Origin of the sequence: Flavobacterium oreochromis (genome assembly GCF_019565455.1) — a bacterium.
GTDB lineage: Bacteria > Bacteroidota > Bacteroidia > Flavobacteriales > Flavobacteriaceae > Flavobacterium > Flavobacterium oreochromis.
In genome coordinates this window covers 3,342,986-3,361,225 of the sequence record NZ_CP067377.1, presented here as the reverse complement: position 1 = coordinate 3,361,225, position 18,240 = coordinate 3,342,986, and the positions used below count along the sequence as shown (strand labels likewise).

The following is an 18,240-nucleotide window of genomic DNA, read 5'->3' as shown; positions in this document are numbered from 1 at the left end:
TGACAGGTTTTATACTTGTCGGGTTTCAAAAACCTGTCAGGTGTAAAACAACAATCATCATAAATCATCAAAAAATGAACAGTTTAATCATCAAAAATCTCCAAAAAACGTACAGTAACGGAGTGCAAGCTTTACAGGAGGTATCGCTTGAAATTACCAACGGAATGTTTGGTTTATTAGGGCCTAATGGGGCTGGAAAGTCGAGTTTAATGCGAACTATAGTCGGCTTGCAATGTGTCGATTCGGGGGAAATTTTTTTCAATGGGGTCAATGTACTTGAAAACCCAAGATACCTTCAGGAACGTCTTGGATTTTTGCCTCAGGATTTTGGAGTATATCCTAAAGTTTCGGCTTATGATTTGTTGAATCATTTGGCTATTTTAAAAGGGGTATCCGATAAAAAGAACGCAAAAATCAAATTTTGGCCTTATTGGAAAAAGTCAATTTAACTGCACACCGAAACAAAGAAGTGGCGACATTTTCAGGAGGAATGCGTCAGCGATTTGGAGTAGCCCAAGCCTTGTTAGGGAATCCATCAATTATTATTGTAGATGAACCTACAGCGGGTTTGGATCCCGAAGAGCGTAATCGGTTTAATGGTTTGTTAGCCGAAATTGGCAACGAAAAAATTATCATTCTTTCCACCCACTTGGTAGAAGATGTCCAACATTTATGCGCCCAAATGGCTATTATCAAAGGCGGAAAAGTAATTCTTCAAGGAAGTCCTAATGATTTGGTTAGAGATTTAGAAGGTAAAATTTGGCGTAAGAAAATCAGTCCCAATGAACAAACCTCTTTTCAAAAAGATTTCCAAATGATTTCTTCGCAATATGCAGGGGGACAGTTGTATGCTCAAGTAGTTTCGGAAGAGGTTTTACCTCAATTTGAAGCTGTGCAACCCACACTCGAGGAAGTTTATTTTTATCAGTTACACACTAAAACGATCGAGAAATGAAAAGCGTGATTACATTTGATTTGAAATCGTATTTGACTAAAAAATCTCTTTTAGGAATACTGATTCTGGTTGGTTTTGGGATTTTTGCAGGGAAAGCAGCCCGATTTACTTTAAGTGAAGGTTTGTGTTATAACGGAAGTTATCAAGTTGCATTTATTACAGGTTTTTTGAGTTTGACAGGTATTTTCTTTGGTACTTTTTTTACTGCACAAATGGCAATGAAAGAAAAAGATAATCATTTTGAACTTATTTATTTTTCGCTGCCCATTCCTAAAACACAATTCTTATGGAGCCGATTCTTTTCCATTTTCAGTATTAGTGTTATTTACACTTCTTTGTTTGCGTTGAGTTTTTTTATAGGTAGAACATTATCAGCAACAGGTTCAAAAGATGCAGGTTTTCATCTGTTGTATTTTGTATTGCCTTTCGTAACGCTTACAATAGTTAATGTTTTACTTGTGGCAGTAACAACAACTTTAGTGTCGTGGTTAACCCAAAATAAAATGCTGGTTTATGTAAGCGGATTGCTTTTGTATGTACTTTATATGGTTGCCTTGGTGTTTTCAGGTTCGCCTTTTATGGCCAATCAAATGCCACAATCAGAAAGCACACAAATGTGGTCGGCAATACTTGATCCTTTTGGGATTTCAGCCTTTTTTTATCAAACAGCAGGTTTATCGGTCGGTGAAAAAAATAGCGAATTACTTTCTTTGACTGGAATTTTATTAGGAAATAGATTGGTGATTGCCCTTTTATGTTTAGGTAGTCTTTATTGGGTGATTAAGCGATTCAATTGGCAACCTCAGTCAAAAAGTAAAGTCAAAAAAGCAGTAGAAATCGTTTCTAAAACCAATTTTATAATTATTCCTAATGCGAAAACAGCTTATGATTTCAAAGCCCAACGACAAGCTTTTTTTTCTTTCGTGCAACTAAATTTAAAATATGTTTTAAAAGGAATTCCGTTTGTCGTAATTGTACTGAGTTTGCTTTTTGCTGTTGGAATGGAAATGTATGCCGAAATTGAAAAAGGAATTCGCATCCCACAACGTTATGCTACTTCAGGGCTGATCTTATCAACAATTATCCAAAATTTTTACGGATTAGGTGTATTGGCTATAACATTTTATGCGCACGATTTGTATTGGCGTAGTCAAGTTTCCCAATTTAATTTTTTTGAAAATACTACAGCGCATAGTACTTTGCGATTCTCGACTTTATGGTGTACTTTATCTCTAGTGGCTATTTTGTTGTCAGTTATTTTAGGTATTGAAGGAATGATATTTCAATGGTTTTATCATTATCCAATCGAAATCGCTGTCTATAGTCGATTATTTATTTTTACGACTTTCCCTTTGGTATTAGTGAGCGGAATTGCGCTTGTTTTTCAGCGGATGATACCACAGCGTTATGTTGCATTGGCAGTATCGGCAATTGTTTTAGTACTGATGACCACCAGTTTAGGAAAAGTAATTATTACGCATCCGTTGCTTAAATTTTTATATACACTAAATGCCGATTATAGCGGTATGAATGGTTTTGGAAGCTATGAATGGGCATTCATCCAGCGATTGCTTTTTGGGTTTTCGATAGTTTTTGTATTGATTTATAGTAGCAAACTCACCAAAGAAAAATTTCGAAGTTTCCGTTTTTTAGGGGTTTTAATTTTAGGAATAGTTTGCAGTTTTTGGTTGGGTTTTCAGGTAATAAAAGCGTACCAACCTAAAGACAAAGAAGCGCAACTTTTGGCACAAGCCCAATATGAAAAGCAGTTCCGAATTTTTCAAAAAATGCCGCAACCTACCATTACTAAAGTACTTACCCAAGTAGATTTGTTTCCAACCTCTAATGCCTACCGAATACACGGAACGTATTGGCTTGAAAATAAAACCAATAAACCCATTGAAAAAGTGGCGTTCAATTTTCAAGAAGATTTTACAATTGAAAAAGCGATAGTAACTAGTTCTTCCAACCAACAAAAAGTAACCCAACACCGCCAAATCATAAATTTAGACAAAGCCCTCCAACCAAAAGAGTCTTTGCAATTTGATTTTACGATTTTCTACCAATGGCATCCCGTGAATAACCATCAATCTTTTAATGCAATTGTAGAAAACGGAAGTTTTATGCGTATTAGTCGTTATTACCCGCAAATAGGATACGATAGCAGTAACGAAATTGAAGATAAAGTAGAGAGAAAACGATTGGGTTTAGGAAATCCAACGGCATTACTGAAGTTAGAAGCCCCCAAAACTTTACGCAATGAAATGATTGATTTAGAAATGACCATTACCACTGATGGAAACCAAACAGCGGTAGGAGTGGGGCAATTAGTAGAAACAATTCGAGAAAACAATCGTAAAAGGATGCTGTACAAAGCCAATCAAATTCCTTTTAGATTTGCCATTTCGTCGGCAGATTATGCGGTTAAAAAAGAACGTCATAAAGGTAAAATGATTGAGGTTTTATATCACCCTAATCATTATCAAAATGTAGCTCATTTAATTAAAAATGCAAAAATTACGCTGGATTATTGTCAGAAGAATTTTGGAGTTTATCCTTATGATACGATTCGGTTTGCCGAGATTTCAAGCTTTACAAATGGATTTAATGCCACAGCTTATCCAGCTACGATTTATATGGTTGAAAATATGGCATTTCACTGCGATATTACTGCCGATGAGCAGCAAGATGTGATAAACGAATTAGCAGGACACGAACTAGCGCATCAGTGGTGGGGCAATGCTCAAATAGATCCAGACAACCGAGAAGGAAGTCCTTTGCTCACCGAAACTCTAGCGATGTACACTGAACTAATGTTACTTAAAAAAATGTATGGGAAACCCCGAGTAGCAAAATCGGTTGCGATGCATAAGGATATTTATGAAAATGAAAAAGGCTTTGAAGGAGATCTTCCGTTGATTAAAACTACTCCCGAAATGCCTCATATTTCTTATTCAAAAGGAGCTGTGGTTATGTACCAACTTACGCAATGGATAGGGGAAGAAAAAGTGAATATTGCTTTGCGTAATTTTTTAAACAAGTATAAAAATAATTCTTACCACCCTGTTTCTACCGATTTCCTGACGGAAGTGTATGCCGTTGCCGATAAAAAATGGCATAAAAAGATAGGGAAGTTGTTTGAGAAGTAGAATTTTAAGAGTTTTTTGGGCTTATTTCTATAATATTCAGCACTTTGATAAATTACTCGCCACTCTTAATTTTAGTGTAAACGCTTAATTAATTCGACCATTAAGATTATTTAGGAATTAAGTTTTGCTTAATAAATTAAAAGCTTAATTCCTTAAATTATTAAAGATTAATTAAGAGCATTGAAATGCTATTACTTTTAGAATTAATCGATTTTTTAAAGAAAAAAGGTTGTTATTAATTCCCTTCATATACAGAAAAGATTTTCAATTTTGTTCACTAGTAATTAATTCAAGTTGCTAGTTATGAAATTAAAAAACAAAGCAAAGGTTAAGTAAATTTGTTTTGCTGACCAATAAACAAAACCAATGCTTTGCAAAGACAAAATTATTTCAATTTTTTGTTTAATTGATGATATTTTACAAGGAATTAACCATAAAGAAGATATAAGAAGACAAGTAAGTGATAGCGAGATTATTCTAACAGCAATTGTTTCTTCAACAAGTTTTTATGGTAATCATAGCTCCGCTATCCAATTTATGAAGCAATATGGATTTATTCCTAATATGTTAGAAAAAAGCAGATTTAACAGACGTCTTCATAAAATAGGGAAGCTTCTTTATGAATTGTTTGAAATTGTAAGTTGTTATTTTAAAGATTTTTGCTGCGAAATGCAGTATATCATTGATTCTTTTCCAGTTGCTATATGTAATAATATGAGAATCGCAAATTGTAAAATAGTAAAAGAAAAGAAGTGGAGAGGATACACAGCCAGTATGAGAAATTATTTTTATGGAGTTAAAGTACAATTAGTAACTACAAAAGATGGAATTCCAATTGCTTTTCATTTCACACCAGGAAAAACAGCTGATGCAAAAGCTCTTGGGAAAATGATAGATAAATTACCTGTTGAAGCCTCAATTTATGGCGATAGTGCTTATTTAGATTATGGTTTGGAAGATGCTGCTTTTGAAAGAAAATGTATTTCTTTAAAAATTCAACGAAAATCTAATTCCAAAAGAATCGATACTTTAGAACAAAAAATAGAGAAATTAAAAATGAGAAAAAGAGTAGAAACAACTATCAGCGATATTAAAAAATTATTTCCAAGAACCATACATACTGTTACCTTGGATGGATTTCTAATAAAACTAACATTGTTTGTATTCGGATTACAATTAAGTAAATCAATCAACTAGCAACTTGAATTAATTATTGTTTTTGAATAGATTTGTACGTTTTAAAGTCATTAGGTATGAAGAAAATTATTGCTATTGTATTCTTATTTGTTACGAGTGTTTATTCTCAAACAGATTTAGATTCCTTAATTGATGTAGGGAATAAATATTATAACGAAGGGCAAAAAGAAAAGGCACTTAGAGTTTGGGAAGATATTATTTCAAAAGCTAATGATTCTACGGCTACTTTTGGCACAACGATGCAAAATATTCAATGGTATTATATTGAGGCAAATAATGAAAAAAAGTTATTGGAAGCTTATGAAAAAATAAAGAAATCAAAAGTAAAAGATAAAGCATTGAATAACCAAATAGGAAAACCATTTAAAAATTATAGGTACTATTCTACAACAAACTTAGCAACTTTTTTTGCCAAAAATAAAAGATATCAAAAAGCATTAAAATATGCTAATATTGCAGATAATGATTTGGTTTTTTATACAACAAGTTTAACTTCTTATATTTTCCAAAAAGTAGATTTGGCTTTTTTAAAATATAGATTGTATAATGATTTAGGAGATAATGAAAAAGCTAATTTTGAATTAATAAAAAGAGCTCTTGAATACAATTATCACTTAATGTGTAAAGACTGGGCAACGAGATCTCAGAGTAATGACGAGTTAGAACTTGCAGAAACTATTTTAAAAAACCAAGATGCTAAAAAATTTTTAGAAGAAATGAATGGTTCTATTGAACAAATAGAATTTAAAAATGATAAAACAACTGTAATCTATCTTTCATTCAGAAATCAAAAATATGAAATTAATGTATTTGATGTTTTGAAAAATAAAGAAGAATGTATTCGTTATTTAAAGGAGTCTTTTTTGTATAAATATTTAAGTAGAAAATAAGATTAAAGGAATTTACGATTGAAATTTTTGTAGGCTCTAGTTTATTATGAGCCTACCTTTTTAGAGAAAATACAAAAACTTTGAATTTTGAAATTGAATAATGAATTATAATTTTCAACACCCCACCTCGAAGCCGAAATTTATTATTTAACCGAAGCCGAAGGAGGAAGGAAAACCGCTGTAGCATCGGGGTACAGGGGGCAATTTTTTTATGATGGTAGAGACTGAGATGCTCCTCAAGAATTTATAGATAAAAAATATTGTAATCCAGGTGAAAAAGTTCAAGTGAAACTAACTACGTTGAGTCCTTTTCTTCATATTGGTAAATTTAAAATTGGGATTAGGGAAAGAGGGAGAAATTTATATGAAGATTTTATAAAAAGAGGTATTTTTGATGAGGTGATATTTTTAGCTTATTTTAACACAGAGACGAAATATTATTATTTAGAACAATGATTATCTTTGTAGCGAAATAAATCAAAGAATGGATACAATAAATACTTCAAATATACTCCCAACAGGAAAACCTAAATGGCTTAAAGTAAAACTTCCTATTGGTCAAAAATATACAGAGCTTAGAGGATTGGTAGATAAGTATAAACTTAATACAATTTGTACTTCAGGAAGTTGTCCTAACATGGGAGAATGTTGGGGAGAAGGGACTGCTACTTTTATGATTTTAGGAAATGTTTGTACAAGATCTTGTGGTTTCTGTGGTGTAAAAACAGGACGTCCAGAGGACATTGAATGGGATGAACCAGAAAAAGTAGCACGTTCTATTAAAATCATGAAAATTAAACATGCTGTTATTACTAGCGTTGATCGTGATGATATTAAAGATATGGGGTCTATTATTTGGGCAGAGACAATTAAGGCAATTCGTAGGATGAATCCTCAGACAACTTTAGAAACATTAATTCCCGATTTTCAGGGAGTTGAACGTAATATAGACAGAATTATAGAAGCTAATCCAGAAGTTGTATCGCACAATATGGAAACAGTTCGTCGTTTAACTAGAGAAGTGCGTATACAAGCTAAATATGACAGAAGTTTAGCTGTTTTAAAATATTTAAAAGAAAAAGGTATTCGTAGGACTAAATCTGGAATTATGTTAGGTTTAGGCGAAACAGAAGAAGAAGTTTACGAGACTATTCGTGATATTCGTAATCAAAATGTTGATATTATTACAATAGGCCAGTATTTACAGCCTAGTAAAAAACATTTACCAGTAAAACGTTATATTACTCCAGAAGAATTTACTAATTACGAAAAATATGCGAAAGAATTAGGTTTTCGTCATGTAGAAAGTGGTGCATTAGTACGTTCAAGCTATCATGCAGAAAAGCATATACTTTAGAAATAGGGTAAAAATTTTAATAAACAAAAAGCTAAAAAGTATTTTAGCTAGTAATTTTATATTTTGAAATTGAAACTTGATACGAAAATAAGAATTGCCATAAATGGTTTTGGGCGTATTGGTAGAAATCTATTTAGATTGTTACTTAATCATCCAATGATAGAAGTGGTTGCTATTAATGATATTGCAGACAATAGGACTATGTCTCATTTATTAAAATATGATAGTATACATGGTGTTTTACCTTTTGATGTTTCTTACAATGAAGATTCTATTATTATAGATGAAAAAGTCTATGCTTTTTTTCATGAAAGAGAAATAAAAAATTTGAATTGGAGCGATTTAGAGATTGATTTTGTTATTGAAAGTACAGGAAAATTTAAGACATATGAAGAAATATATGCTCATATTAAGGTAGGTGCTAAAAAAGTGATATTATCAGCACCGGCAGAAGTAGATACTATCAAGACAGTAGTTTTAGGAGTGAATGAGAATATTTTAGATGGAAGTGAAGTTATTATTTCTAATGCAAGTTGTACTACTAATAATGCTGCACCTATGATAAAAGTAGTAGAGGAATTGTGTGGTATTGAACAAGCTTATATTACTACTGTACATTCATTTACTACGGATCAGAGTTTGCATGATCAACCTCATAAAGACTTGCGTAGAGCAAGAGGAGCTTCGCAGTCTATAGTGCCTACAACAACGGGAGCAGCAAAGGCATTAACTAAAATATTCCCTAATTTAGTAGGAAAAATAGGCGGTTGTGGCATCAGAGTTCCTGTTCCAGATGGTTCTCTTACTGATATTACATTTAATGTTAAAAAAGAAGTTAGTATAGAAGAAATTAATCAAGCATTTCTTGATTCTTCTAAAAATCAATTAAAAAATATTTTAGCATATACAGAAGATCCAATAGTTTCGGTTGATATATTAGGTAATACCCATTCCTGTTTGTTTGATGCACAATTGACATCTGTAATAGATAAAATGGTAAAGGTAGTAGGGTGGTATGACAATGAAATAGGTTATTCTTCAAGAATTATTAATTTAATTGAATATATTATTAAAAAATAATTATATTTAGGGAGTTTTTTCAACTCCCTATGAACAAAATATATTTATATATACTTCTTTTTATTAATTTACAAATTTCAGGATTTTATGATAATAGAGGCACTTCTATAGACAGTTCTTATTATTATTCTGAAAAGGCATTGCGTTTTAAAGATTTTAAGATTTATGAAAGAGCTTTAGAAAATGCAAATAAATCAATTGTCTTTGCACAAAAAGTAGCTAATAATGCTTCACTTGCAAATGGTTATTATACTTTAGGAATTATTTATTTGGATTTCGAAAAGTATGATGATGCTATAGAAAAGTTTATCCGAGCCATTTCTATTTACAATACCTTAGAGCCATCTAATAAATTGGCTTTATCTTATTTTAAAATAGGGATTTGTCATTTACATAAAGCAAATAATATAAAAGCAGAAGCTTATTTTAGTAAAGCTAACTCAGTATATGATAATATAGATTTGCCAGAAGCAAAAGTTGTATTATTATTAGAAAAAGCCAAAATTTATATTGAACAAAAGAGTTTAAGATTAGCTGAAGCTAATTTATTAAAACTATTAAACAGTCCTCATACAAAAGAAATTGATAAAAATAGATCAGAAATTTTTTTTCAATTGGGTATTATAAAGCGTAAGGAAAAGAAAAATATAGCTGCTTTAGAATATTTTAAAAAATCTTATTTGTTAAGTAAAAAACAAAAGAATGCTTGCTTACAATTACGATCTACTGAAGAATTAAGTAAGATATATGAAGCAGCTTCTTTGACTAATAATTCTTTATTGTTTTTAAAAAAACATCTTCATATTAAAGATTCTTTGGAAATAGTTGGTGAACTCAAAAATCAACATTTAATCAATGAGCAGGTTAAAGTAGACGATTTAATGAAGTCAATGGAAAAAATGGATAAGGATAAGAAAAGTCAAGAAAAAGCTACTCAATTTTCGAAACTGATCAATATTTTAGCAATAGCACTTATTACAATCCTTTCATTGTTGAGTCTTTCTCTTTATAAGAATAATATTATTCGTAATAAATCTAATGAGCTACTAAGGGAAAAGAATAATGAATTAAAAATAGCAAAAGAAAGAATAGAAAAAGCATCTAAAGCTAGAACGGAATTTTTATCTACCGTAAGTCATGAGTTAAGAACGCCTTTAAACGCTATTAATGGTATTTCGCATTTATTATTAGAAGAAAATCCTAAAAAAAGCCAGATTGAATATTTAAAATCGTTAAAGTTTTCAGGGAATTATCTTTTGACTTATATAAATGAAATTTTAGAAATTAATAGAATTGAATCAAACAATATAGAAATAGAGCTGATTAATTTTAATTTTAGAGAACTAGTAAATAATATTCATAAGTCTCTAAAAGAATTAGCGGAGCAAAATAATAATCTTTTTAGATTAGAAATTGATGAAAGAATCCCAAAAAATTTAATTGGAGATACAACTAAAATATCCCAAATTTTTATTAATCTAATAAATAATGCTTTGAAATTTACAAAAAATGGAGAAGTTATATTTATTGCGAAATTACTTTCAGAAGATAAAAACTTCTGTAATATTCATTTTGAGATTAAAGATACAGGAATTGGAATACCAGAAAATAAACAAGAAGAAATTTTTGAAAGTTTTTCACAAGGATCAGTTGAAATAAACAGAAAATATGGTGGTACAGGATTAGGACTTACAATTGTAAAGCGATTAGTAGCCTTAATGAAAGGAAATATAAAAGTAGAAAGTACAGTAGATAAAGGTTCTCGATTTTATTTTGATTTAAAATTAGAAAAAGGACCTTCAGAAATAGAAATCTCAGATCAAGCATTAAATAATGAAATATTTATTGGTAAAAAAGTCTTACTTGTAGAAGATAATAAAATCAATCAAATGATTACAAAGAAAATATTAGAAAAGAAGAAAATGCTTGTAACCTTATGTGAAACAGGAGAAGATTCTATTGAAATGATGCGAAAAAACCATTATGATATAACTTTAATGGATGTTCACTTGCCAGGAATAAATGGTACAATTGCTACTGAAAAAATTAGAAAATTTGATGATGAAACACCTATTATTGCGCTAACGGCAATTTCTTTAAATGAAAATAGAGAAATGCTCTTATCATATGGTATGACAGATGTTATAACCAAACCGTTTAATCCCGATGATTTTTATAAGATCATCGAGACTAACTTAGTTTGATGTAGATAATTAATACTGTGAAATTATTTCTTTTATTAATTTACGTATTTGAGGTTCTGTACTTTTTACTGCTTGTAGTACTTCCTCGTGCGTTACACTGTCTATATTTTCAGCATCCCCCATATCAGTGATAACTGAAATTCCAAAAGTTTCTAGCTCCATGTGTCTAGCAACAATAACTTCTGGTACTGTGCTCATTCCAACACAGTCACAGCCAAGAGCTTTTACCATTTTATATTCAGCTAAGGTTTCATAAGTAGGTCCCTGTAATGCTAAATAAATTCCTTCATGTACTGTAATTCCTAAATCATTTGCAATTTCTTTTGCTTTTGATAACATTTGTCTGCTATAGGGTTCGCTCATGTTTACAAATCGAGGACCAAAACGTTCATCATTTTTACCACGTAAAGGGTGTTCAGGCATCATGTTTACATGATCTTTTAATAAAACAATAGAGCCTACATTGTAATCAGTATTTACACCACCAGAAGCATTGGAAACAATTAATTTGTTTACGCCAATGTATTTCATAACTCGTACAGGAAAAGTAACTTCCTGCATTGTATAACCTTCATAATAGTGAAAACGTCCTTGCATTGCTACCACTTTTTTTGAACCTATAGTTCCGAATACTAATGCTCCTTTATGCCCTTCTACTGTAGATACAGGGAAATTAGGAATTTCACTATAAGATAATATAAACTCAACTTCAATATCATCAGTAAAACCACCTAATCCAGAACCTAGAATGATACCGTATTCAGGTTCAAAATTGATTCTATTTGTAATGTAATCAACGGTTTCTTGTACTTTTTCCCACATAGTTTAAAATTTCAGATTCAAATAATATATTTTCTTTACTTAATATACTTTTTATAGGTAGATAATATAGCTGTTCATTTGGTAATTTTCCTTTTAAACGAACATAGTCTTTTTCTGTTGTTATAATTTTTCTACCTGAAGCACGATTTAAAATAGTTTTTAAATCACTTGCTGTAAAATTATGATGATCAGAAAAGACCATTTGATTTTCTTTTTTTACTTTCAAAAAATTAAAAAAAGGCTCAGGTTTTGCAATCCCTGATATTACAAGACAATCTTGTTCAAGAGATAAGATATTAATAGCTCCCTTCTCGTTAAATACTTTTTCGTCATATCCTATATAAGAAAAATAAATAGGGGTAGCTTTTTTAGAAAATTTCTTTACCTTTTCTATTATTTTATCTTTTGCAATTTCATTAATTTCTTCAGGACATTTTGTGATAATTATCATGTCAGCTCTTGTAGCCCCCTTTTTATTTTCACGCAAGTTGCCGGTTGGCAACATGCAATCATTATAAAATAAGTCATCATATGAAGAAAGCATTATATAAAACCCAGCTTTTACTTTTCTATGCTGAAATGCGTCATCTAATAAAATAACCTCTGGTTGATCCTGTAATGATAATAATTTTTTAATCCCTTCTTTTCTATTAGCATCTACAGCTACTTTAATATTAGGGAATTTTTGAAAAAATTGATAAGGCTCATCTCCTAATATTTCACTTGTAACATTTTCATTAGCTAATATAAAACCTTCTGATTTACGTTTATATCCGCGGCTTAATGTTGCTACTTTGTATCGGTCAGATAATAAACGGACTAAATATTCAATTTGTGGTGTTTTACCTGTTCCTCCTACACTTAAATTACCAACTGCAATAATGGGAATATCAAAGTTATATGATTTTAAAAATCCTTTATCATATAAATAATTTCGAATATTGGTTATTAAACCATATAATAAAGAAAAGGGAAAAAGTAGTTTTCTAAGCGTTTTCATTCTAATACAAATAATACAAAGGTAACAAATCATATGGCAACAGTAAAAAATATAATTTGACAGAAATTAAAAAAAGAGTTTTTAAAAAATAACGGTTTTATTAATATCCGTTTTTTATTTATTAGATTCCTTCTAAAATGAATAAATTTGTAAAAATTCAAGAAATAAAAGTTTATGGTGCTGAATGATATAATTACTATTTTAGATGAAATGGCTCCTTTAGCCTATGCAGAAGATTTTGATAATGTAGGTTTATTAGTTGGTAATAAAGATCTTGAAGTTACAGGTGTCTTAGTCTGTCATGACGCTTTGGAAACAGTAATTGATGAAGCTATGTTTAAAAAGTGTAATCTGGTGGTTTGTTTTCATCCTATACTATTTTCAGGTATTAAAAAAATTACAGGTAAAAATTATGTAGAAAGAGCTATTTTAAAAGCAATTAAAAATGATATTGCTATTTATGCTGTGCATACAGCATTGGATAACCATCAAGAAGGAGTTAATAAAATATTTTGTAAAGCTTTAGGGTTACAGCATACTAAAATTTTAATCCCAAAACCTCATTTTATTCAAAAGCTGGTTACGTATACTATTCCAGAAAATGTAGAGCAAGTTCGGAATGCCTTATTTGAAGCAGGAGCTGGTAAGATTGGTAATTATGAAAGTTGTAGCTATAATTCAAAAGGTACAGGGACTTATAAAGGAAATGAAAATAGTAATCCTAAAATAGGAGAGCGTCAGGAATTTATAGAAACAGAAGAAGTTAAAATAGAAGTGACATTTGAAAAATACAGACAAGGAAAAATATTGAAAGCCCTTTTTAAAAATCACGTTTATGAAGAAGTAGCCTATGAAATATATAATTTAGAAAATTTACACCAAAATATAGGGTTAGGAATGATAGGAGAACTAGAAACACCTATGAATGGAAAGGAATTTTTAGAATTTGTAAAAGAAAAGATGCAGTGTGGAGGTATTAGACATACTGATTTTACAGAAAAACCAATAAAAAAAGTAGCTGTTTTAGGAGGTTCAGGAGCTTTTGCAATTAAAAATGCTATTCAAAATGGGGTAGATGCGTATCTAACAGCTGATTTGAAATATCATAACTTTTATGAGGCTGAAAATAAAATTTTATTGGCAGACATTGGACATTTTGAAAGCGAAAGATTTACAAAAAAATATATTGTTGATTTTCTTAAGAAAAAAATTTGTAGTTTTGCGAACTATTTGTCGGAAGACAGAATTATATTATCTGAAATAAATACAAATCCAGTTAATTACTTGTAGAAATATGGCAACAAAAGAATTGAATGTAGAAGAAAAATTAAGAGCGTTATACGACTTACAATTAATCGATTCAAGAATCGACGAAATTAGAAACGTAAGAGGAGAATTACCTCTTGAGGTGGAAGATTTAGAAGATGAAGTTGCTGGTTTGACTAAAAGAGTTGAAAAATTAAAAACTGATTTAGAGTCAATCGAAGAACAAATAAAAGGTAAAAAGGGTTCTATAGAAGAACACAAAGAAGCTATTAAAAAATATACTGCACAACAAAAAGAAGTTCGCAATAATCGTGAATTTAATTCTTTAACGAAAGAGGTTGAATTTCAGGAGCTTGAAATTCAATTAGCAGAAAAACATATTCGTGAGATGAAAGCTTCAATTGAACACAAAAAAGTTTCAATTGCTCAAACAAAAGAAAAATTAGAAGGGAAATCAACTCACTTGAAGCATAAAAAATCTGAATTACAAGAAATTATGGCTGAAACAGAGAAAGAAGAAGCTTTCTTAGTAAGTAAGTCACAAGAATTTGAAGACCAAATTGAAGAACGTTTATTAAAAGCTTATAAGCGTATTCGTGGAAATGTTCGTAACGGTTTAGCAGTAGTATCTATTGAACGTGGTGCTTCAGCAGGTTCATTCTTTACAATTCCACCGCAAACACAAATGGAAATAGCAGCTCGTAAAAAAGTAATTACTGATGAGCACAGCGGAAGAATTCTTGTTGATGCTGTTTTAGCTGATGAAGAAAGAGAAAAAATGGAACAATTATTTGCTAAAATATAATTATACTAAATCCCGAGAAATCGGGATTTTTTTTTATGAATCAAATTTTTTATTTTTTATTTACGAAATCTATAGGTTTATATCTTAATTTTTTAAGTTTTTTGTTTCCTGAAAAAGCTATAAATATTGCATTTAAGCTTTTTACAAACCCTAGAAAAGGGAAATTAAAGAGAGAAAAGCTTCCTGAATTTTTACAAAATTCTAAAATAGAAAAGTTAAATCATGAAGATTCTTTTTTTACACTTATGTTTGGGAGGGTAACGATATTAAAATACTTTTAGTTCATGGCTGGGAAAGTAATTCTTCACGTTGGGAATATTTATTCCCTTATTTAAAAAATACAGGAAGTACTATTATATCTCTTGATGCACCTGCTCATGGGCTTTCTGAAGGAAGTGAATTTAATATACCTCAATATAGTCAATTTATTCATAAAATAGTTCAAAAATACCAACCACAATACCTAATAGGGCATTCAATAGGAGGGAAAACTTGTTTGTATTATCAATATACTTTTCAAATACCTTTTATAGAAAAAATAATTATTCTAGGAGCACCTTCTGATTTTACAATTATTCTAAAAAAGTACACTGATTTGTTAAGCTTAAATTCAAGATTAATAAATGGATTAAAGAATAAATGGAGTATAAAATATGAACAAAAATTAGAAGAATTTTCAGCTCAATTATTTGTGAAAGAAATACGAACAAAAGGATTAGTTATTCATGATCTAGAAGATAAGACAGTCTCTATAGATGAAGGAAGAAAAATTATACAATCATGGAAAAAGGCTCATTTTATTCAAACTAAAGGATTCGGTCATTCATTACAAGATGTAAAAGTATTTAATGAAATTTGTCTGTTTCTGTTTGCTTAAAAAATAAGTGTAATTTTTGTGAGTTAGTGTGAAAAAACTTAAATAAGAAAAAAATAGTTGATTCATTATAACTGTTTTTTTTGTAAAACTATGATCTGATTTCTAACATCTAAAATTATAATTTTAATATCTATTACTATCTTTGTAAAATGGAAGAGAATAAGACAAGAATTAATAAATTTTTATCAGAAACAGGTTTTTGTTCCCGTCGTGAAGCAGATAAATTATTAGAACAAGGAAGAATAACGATTAATGGGAAAGTACCTGAATTAGGAACAAAGGTATCTTTAGAAGATGAAATAAGGGTTGATGGTAAGCTTATTCTAGAAAAAAAAAGTAAGCCTATTTATTTAGCTTTTCATAAACCTATAGGGATTGAATGTACGACTAATTTAAAAGTTAAAAATAATATAGTTGATTATATTAATTATCCTAAGCGAATCTTTCCTATTGGTCGATTAGATAAAGCTAGTGAAGGACTTATATTTATGACAGATGACGGAGATATCGTTAATAAAATATTAAGGGCTCGTAACAATCATGAAAAGGAGTATGTTGTAACTGTAAATAAACCTATAAACGAACGTTTTATACAACGAATGGGAGATGGAATTCCTATTTTGGGAACTGTAACACGTAAATGTAAAGTAGAACAAATTAATACTACAACTTTTAAAATAATATTAACACAAGGATTAAATAGACAGATTCGTCGTATGTGTGAATATTTAGGTTATGAAGTATTACGTTTAAAAAGAGTGAGGATAATAAATATATCGTTGGATATTCCTGTAGGTCGTTATAGAGATTTAACAAAGAGTGAAATAGATGAGTTGAGTAAATTAATTGCACCTTCTAGTAAAACAGAAGAGGCTAGTTTTTTTAAATTAAATAAGAACAAATAATTTTCTTTAAAAGAGAATATAGATTACAAAAAAATCCAATTATGTATTTACATAATTGGATTTTTTGATAATTAGATTATTATTTATTAATTGTTATTATTCGTTTAAATGCTGATAAGCTCCTAAATCAGGTGGAGAGGTTCTATTTATACCACTTAAGTCCTTAGGTATTAAGAAAGCATTGTTTCCTTTGGCAATAGCAGGAGAATTTTTAAGTATGTTAAGGTTATTTTTTGAAGGATCTTTAAATTTGGGATCAAAATTATTAAGTCTTGTGTCTACAATATTATTATTACTAGCATTTTTTATAAAATCATATAAAGGAATATTGTATTGATTATTTGTGTCATTGAATTTTATTAAACAATAGTTAAACTCAACGTTAAATGCTGCTGAATCATTTTTTTCAGTCCTATTTCAAGATTATAATTGCCATATATAATACAATTTACAAAACTGGCTAAAATTAGATCAGAGACAAATAATGTGTCTTTTTGTTTATAAGAGTTATCTATGTAAACACATGGAATTTGGCGATGGCTATTGTTCCAGTAATTAGCAAAAGTGCAAGATTTAAAACGATATTCTCCTCCTAAAATACAGGCTAAACTGGCTTGCCCACATTTGTTTATAGCAATATTTTCACCATAGATTTTCCCTTTTCTAGCAACTAATCCATAATCGCTAGAATTGTATATCTGCGTATTGAATATATTAGTGGTAGATCCATCATTTCGATCTACAAAGATGCCAAATGAACTATTTTTTATTGTTAAATTATGAAATTCATTGTTACTACTTCCTTCTGCTAAATAAATTCCTCCCCATTGACCAGGTATTTCAGCATATTGAGGTTCTAAACGGTCTCCTTCAAATACAACTTCTTTTTCTAATTTCTTTTGATCAGTAGATACTTCTCCATTTATTTTAATACTTCCTGATTTTTTTACAAAAATTCCAGACTGATTATGACAGTATATTCTAGCGCCAGGATCTATAATAAGGGTTTTGTTAGCGGGAACTCCAGCATAACCATAAATAACATATGGTTTTTTGTTTGTAAAATGAAGCTCATTACCATTAATTGGGTCTTTATCATTTAATTCAAATCCATAAATAGTATTGTTTGGGATTAAATTATCAAGAATTAATTGTTCTTTTTTTCAGGATACAAAAAAACAGCATCTTGAATAAGTGTTACTAAATCAACTTTTTGCTGATTTGTGCCTGTATCAAATAAAATTTGATCAGTATAGAGATAATCGGTTGTGTTAGCATCTTTAATGTCAGCTGTTTCTTCAATAAAAATATATAAACTGTCATTAGCCAAAAGCTCTATATTATTGAAGTTTTTTCCTTGATTATTTATTCCTGTAGTACCATCAATCATGAGTCTATATTTTGATAGAGTACCTTTGGCTAACGAAATAGTAGGTATGTGTATATCTTTGTTACTTCTATTGTATACTTTTAATGAATAAGTACTGGAAGAAATACCTGAAAAAACAGTATCAAGATAGATTGTATTTTTAGAAAAAAATAATTGTCCGTTACTAGGGTCTGTTTCAAAATCTTTCCGACAAGAAATAAATATTGAAATCATACCGATTAAAAAAAAGAAGTATTGACGCATTATAATCATAATTTGGTATAAAAATACTGAAAATAAAAATGTAAAATATTGTTTTTTTATCCTCTCAATATCTTTTAATGCTAATTTTGTACTTTTGATA

At 29.8% G+C, this 18,240-nt stretch carries 16 protein-coding genes and 1 pseudogene; 13 read left to right on the top strand and 4 right to left on the bottom strand.

The window, feature by feature from the left end; translation table 11 throughout:
- Positions 1–74: 74 nt before the first annotated feature.
- The 9 genes and pseudogenes from JJC03_RS19330 (at position 75) to JJC03_RS16180 (ending at position 10,832) form a co-directional block, all read left to right on the top strand.
- Positions 75–449, top strand: a complete 375-nt coding sequence (locus JJC03_RS19330; RefSeq protein WP_374226238.1) for an ATP-binding cassette domain-containing protein — start codon at positions 75–77, stop codon at positions 447–449.
- On the top strand, positions 431–955 hold the full coding sequence (locus tag JJC03_RS19325) for an ATP-binding cassette domain-containing protein (RefSeq protein WP_374226237.1): 525 nt from the start codon (positions 431–433) through the stop codon (positions 953–955). Before JJC03_RS19330 ends, JJC03_RS19325 begins: the two co-directional genes overlap by 19 nt.
- The gene (locus JJC03_RS16210) at positions 952–4,104 is read left to right on the top strand and encodes a M1 family aminopeptidase (RefSeq protein ID WP_235873699.1); all 3,153 of its coding nucleotides are present in this window, start codon (positions 952–954) and stop codon (positions 4,102–4,104) included. Before JJC03_RS19325 ends, JJC03_RS16210 begins: the two co-directional genes overlap by 4 nt.
- 366 nt (positions 4,105–4,470) lie before the next feature.
- A complete protein-coding gene (locus tag JJC03_RS16205; protein WP_235873698.1) occupies positions 4,471–5,301 on the top strand; it encodes an IS982 family transposase in 831 nt (276 codons plus the stop codon).
- Between the two features lie 56 nt (positions 5,302–5,357).
- Positions 5,358–6,191, top strand: coding sequence for a hypothetical protein (locus JJC03_RS16200; RefSeq protein WP_235873697.1), 834 nt, complete (start codon positions 5,358–5,360; stop codon positions 6,189–6,191).
- A 135-nt stretch (positions 6,192–6,326) separates the two neighbouring features.
- Positions 6,327–6,419, top strand: a pseudogene (locus JJC03_RS19320) (hypothetical protein); the annotation flags it as partial.
- Between the two features lie 256 nt (positions 6,420–6,675).
- Positions 6,676–7,548 carry a lipoyl synthase gene (lipA, locus tag JJC03_RS16190; protein ID WP_088399305.1) on the top strand — a complete coding sequence of 291 codons (873 nt, stop codon included), beginning with the start codon at positions 6,676–6,678 and terminating at the stop codon, positions 7,546–7,548.
- 69 nt (positions 7,549–7,617) lie between these two features.
- A complete protein-coding gene (gene gap / locus JJC03_RS16185) occupies positions 7,618–8,628 on the top strand; it encodes a type I glyceraldehyde-3-phosphate dehydrogenase (RefSeq protein ID WP_165624322.1) in 1,011 nt (336 codons plus the stop codon).
- A 29-nt stretch (positions 8,629–8,657) separates the two neighbouring features.
- Positions 8,658–10,832 (top strand): tetratricopeptide repeat-containing hybrid sensor histidine kinase/response regulator, encoded by a 2,175-nt coding sequence (locus tag JJC03_RS16180; RefSeq protein WP_235873696.1) that lies wholly within the window; start codon positions 8,658–8,660, stop codon positions 10,830–10,832.
- A 9-nt stretch (positions 10,833–10,841) separates the two neighbouring features.
- Here JJC03_RS16180 and JJC03_RS16175 read toward each other — a convergent pair whose 3' ends face one another.
- Both JJC03_RS16175 and lpxK read right to left on the bottom strand, forming a co-directional pair.
- A complete protein-coding gene (locus JJC03_RS16175) occupies positions 10,842–11,654 on the bottom strand; it encodes a purine-nucleoside phosphorylase (protein ID WP_235873695.1) in 813 nt (270 codons plus the stop codon).
- A complete protein-coding gene (gene lpxK, locus JJC03_RS16170) occupies positions 11,626–12,654 on the bottom strand; it encodes a tetraacyldisaccharide 4'-kinase (protein ID WP_088444392.1) in 1,029 nt (342 codons plus the stop codon). Before lpxK ends, JJC03_RS16175 begins: the two co-directional genes overlap by 29 nt.
- Positions 12,655–12,828: 174 nt before the next feature.
- On the opposite strand from lpxK, the gene JJC03_RS16165 reads away from it, so the two are divergent.
- From JJC03_RS16165 to rluF, 4 genes are all read left to right on the top strand, one after another.
- Positions 12,829–13,944 (top strand): Nif3-like dinuclear metal center hexameric protein, encoded by a 1,116-nt coding sequence (locus tag JJC03_RS16165; protein ID WP_088399313.1) that lies wholly within the window; start codon positions 12,829–12,831, stop codon positions 13,942–13,944.
- A 4-nt stretch (positions 13,945–13,948) separates the two neighbouring features.
- Positions 13,949–14,725, top strand: coding sequence for a zinc ribbon domain-containing protein (locus JJC03_RS16160; RefSeq protein WP_088399315.1), 777 nt, complete (start codon positions 13,949–13,951; stop codon positions 14,723–14,725).
- 265 nt (positions 14,726–14,990) lie between these two features.
- Positions 14,991–15,602 (top strand): alpha/beta fold hydrolase, encoded by a 612-nt coding sequence (locus JJC03_RS16155; protein ID WP_309597814.1) that lies wholly within the window; start codon positions 14,991–14,993, stop codon positions 15,600–15,602.
- A 149-nt stretch (positions 15,603–15,751) separates the two neighbouring features.
- Positions 15,752–16,507 carry a 23S rRNA pseudouridine(2604) synthase RluF gene (rluF, locus tag JJC03_RS16150; protein WP_235873694.1) on the top strand — a complete coding sequence of 252 codons (756 nt, stop codon included), beginning with the start codon at positions 15,752–15,754 and terminating at the stop codon, positions 16,505–16,507.
- 96 nt (positions 16,508–16,603) lie between these two features.
- Here rluF and JJC03_RS19025 read toward each other — a convergent pair whose 3' ends face one another.
- Both JJC03_RS19025 and JJC03_RS19020 read right to left on the bottom strand, forming a co-directional pair.
- Entirely contained in the window at positions 16,604–16,705 is a 102-nt protein-coding gene (locus tag JJC03_RS19025; RefSeq protein WP_309597813.1) for a hypothetical protein, read from the bottom strand.
- A 949-nt stretch (positions 16,706–17,654) separates the two neighbouring features.
- Positions 17,655–18,110 carry a hypothetical protein gene (locus JJC03_RS19020; protein WP_309597694.1) on the bottom strand — a complete coding sequence of 152 codons (456 nt, stop codon included), beginning with the start codon at positions 18,108–18,110 and terminating at the stop codon, positions 17,655–17,657.
- Positions 18,111–18,240 lie beyond the last annotated feature (130 nt).